The organism is Pontibacter diazotrophicus (assembly GCF_003367245.1).
In the GTDB taxonomy this organism is placed as follows: Bacteria; Bacteroidota; Bacteroidia; order Cytophagales; family Hymenobacteraceae; genus Pontibacter; species Pontibacter diazotrophicus.
On record NZ_QRGR01000088.1, the window covers coordinates 1 to 543 of the forward strand.

Annotated in this window: 1 protein-coding gene; it reads right to left on the minus strand. The window is 61.1% G+C overall.

Features of this window, described 5'->3' with window-relative positions; genetic code table 11:
* Positions 1–543, minus strand: a 543-nt coding sequence (locus DXT99_RS27305; protein ID WP_246001075.1) for a PKD domain-containing protein, incomplete at both ends; no start/stop codon positions are given.

Consider the following 543-nt stretch of genomic DNA (forward strand, 5'->3'; position numbering starts at 1 on the left):
GAAGGCATAAGCACCCTCCACCAAAGCACTCACTGTGGGGGAAGCTACTGTTCTGCTGCTGAAGGTGGCTGTGTTCGGCCCGCTCACCTGGCTCCAGCTGTAGCTGCTGATAGTGCCGTCAGTGTCAGTGCCCGAACCGCTCAGCGCCACGCTGTTGACAGGGAGCGTGACAGACATGTCAGGACCGGCGTCGGCAACAGGCACCTGGTTCACAGGAGCTGCTGGGCTTACCAACACATTAACCTCATCCGTGGCCTTGGCTCCCCCGTTGTCAGTGACTGTAAGACGGAAGGTGTAGTCGCCCTCCATCAGGCTGCCTGCCGTTAAAGTAGCTGAATTTGCCCCGCTCAGAGTCGCTGTGTTCGGCCCGCTCACCTGGCTCCAGCTGTAGCTGCTGATAATGCCGTCAGTATCAGTGCCCGAACCGCTCAGCGCCACGCTGCTGGTGGGCAGGGTGATAGTTATGTCAGCACCCGCGCTTGCTGTCGGTGGCTGATTGGCAGGCGGCGTGGTGCCTCCCTGGTAAGGGGACAGCCTGCCGCC